Here is a 2,083-nt window from a genome sequence, read left to right as displayed (position 1 = left end):
GGCCGAGCCGATCTGCATCGTCGGGCGGGATGTAGACGGGATTGTCCGATATCGAGGCCAGCGACACATTGGCCGCCCGCTCGGCCGTCGCCAGCGCACGATGCGCCTGGCCGAGGACGCGCGGCACGATGCGGTAGCTGACCGGCGCCTGATAGTTGCGTCGCCCATCGCCGGCGCCAACCAGAAACTCCCGCAATCCCTGCAGGGCAGCCGTTTCATGCTCATCGCCCCAGAGCGTGTCGAGCGCCGCGTCATAGTGCTCGAGCGGCGCGCGAAACGCTTCGATCGACAGCGCGAAAACTTTTTGCGCCATGCGGATGCGGCGGCGCCCCGCGAGCGCTGCGTCGGCCACCAAAGCGGCGGCGCAGGGCGAGCCGTTGATGAGCGAGCCGCGTTCCTTGACCTCGAGGTCGAAGCGCGTCGAAAGTTCTGCAAACAAGGGATAGAGCGCCAGGATCTCACCGGCGCCGCCCTGGCCGGAGGCCGGCACGACAGGCATCGGCCCACCGTCGAGCATCGCGGCCACGGCAAGCGCGATGCGCGGCGTGGTGGCGGCGTTGCCCTCGATGAAGTTTGTCAGACGGGCAAGCACGATCGCCCTGACCACGCGATCCGGCAAGGGATCGCCGAACGAGGTGGCGGCGGCAAACGCCTTGATGCGCGCATGGCGATCACGCTCGTCAGGTTCGAGCTTTCGGCTTGCCAATTCCCCCATGGCGGTTGTGACGCCATAGATGACCGGTGGCGGATCGGATTCAATCAGCTTCAGAAACGAGACGCGGCATTCGGCGATGCGCTGCAAGGCCTTCTCGCTGATCTCCACCGTGTCCTTCTTCCAGGCGACGCGGAAGACAGTGTCGAGGTTGATGTCTTCACGCGTCGACAGGCTAACTGGCATGCTTCACACCATCGGAAATAAGGGACTTAGTAGAGTGGTTCCTCGAACAGCGTCTTGTCGCCGTCGACCAGCGCCTTGATCTGCGCGGTGCCGTCGCCGGCAAGAGCAAGACGGATGCCGAATGGCCGCACCCGCATGTCGTTCTGGATCGCCATCCCCTCGCCTTCCGGCAGATAGAAGCGCTCGATGCCATAGTCCGGCGCGATGGTCGCCTCTTCGCCGCGAAGGTCCCAGCCTTCGGCGATGTGGCCTAGAATATCGGCCTCGTCGGCGGTTGCCATCGTTGGCGCCTTGCCGAACCAGGCGGCCGTCGGCTGCCAATAGCCGTCGGCGCCCTTCTTCAGGCGCACCACAATCGACGTATCGTCGCTTGAAAATTTGTCGGGCGGAATGTTGGCGATCATTTTCACCGGTATGCGTGAAATCTCGTAGCCCAGGATAATATAGTCGCCGCGCAGGAGGTCGCGCGGATCGACGGGTTCGATCTTCAGCAGCACTTCCTTGCCGTTGCGCAGGATCGCCGCCCGGCCGGCGATGATCCAGCTCAGGAAGCCTATCTGGACGAGCGCCAGCACCAGCGCCGAGATGACAAGCCTTTTCCCGGTGATCATGCCGTGGCTCCCTTGGCGTCTGGGCCCTTCATGCGTTTTTCCACGCGGATGATGACGATCGCGAGGATGCCGAGCAGCACCGCGGCGGCCAGGAAGAAACCGGCCGTATCGAGCATCGATTGCAGGGTCACGACATAGATGATGGCGAGTTCGAAGGCGAAGCCGAGATAGGCAAGCCAGCGTAGCCCACGGCTCTCCCGTCCTGCCAGCACGATCGCGGCGACAACACCGGCCAGCGCGATCGCCGAAGCGAGGGCAAAACCGCTGTTGTAGGTGCTCTCGTCGGCGAGTTCGAACTGGATCATTGCGAGGCCGGTGAGGAAGGCGAGCAGCGCGTGCAAGGGCAAGCGGCCGCCGAGTTGCACGACCCGGTCGACCGGGCCAGGCGCGAAGACCGAGGCCGCGAACAGCAGCGCCGAGGCGACGACCAGCGGGATCGCCACCTGCAGCGTGTCGTGGTTGGTGACCAGCAGCATGAGATAGAACAGCACCGACAGGATAATCAGGTGGCGCGCCGCCTGGCTGCGGGTCCAGAACGAGACGGCAAACAGCACGATCGCCATCACGACGCAGC

The 2,083-nt window shown here is 64.3% G+C and carries 2 protein-coding genes and 1 pseudogene; all 3 read right to left on the bottom strand.

The annotated features are described in order from the left end of the window. The coding region (locus tag EOA22_RS31555) for an aromatic amino acid lyase (protein WP_164756106.1) at nt 1–898 on the bottom strand (898 nt) is incomplete at its 3' end. Nucleotides 899–924: 26 nt separating this feature from the next. After that, nucleotides 925–1,509: a GDYXXLXY domain-containing protein gene (locus EOA22_RS31550; protein WP_063168109.1), complete on the bottom strand. Its 585-nt coding sequence runs from the start codon at nt 1,507–1,509 to the stop codon at nt 925–927. Beyond that, nucleotides 1,506–2,083: pseudogene (locus tag EOA22_RS31545) on the bottom strand (DUF2157 domain-containing protein); the annotation flags it as partial. The pseudogene EOA22_RS31545 and the gene EOA22_RS31550, both read right to left, overlap by 4 nt.

Source organism: Mesorhizobium sp. M7A.F.Ca.US.014.04.1.1, from assembly GCF_003998745.1.
Taxonomy (GTDB): domain Bacteria; phylum Pseudomonadota; class Alphaproteobacteria; order Rhizobiales; family Rhizobiaceae; genus Mesorhizobium; species Mesorhizobium ciceri.
The sequence above is the reverse complement of the archived record's forward strand: the minus strand, read 5'-3'. Positions and strand labels throughout refer to the sequence as shown.

Bases quoted from the DNA above. Each gene is read 5' to 3' on its own strand.
- EOA22_RS31550 (WP_063168109.1), bottom strand. From the start codon at position 1,509: ATGATCACCGGGAAAAGGCTTGTCATCTCGGCGCTGGTGCTGGCGCTC.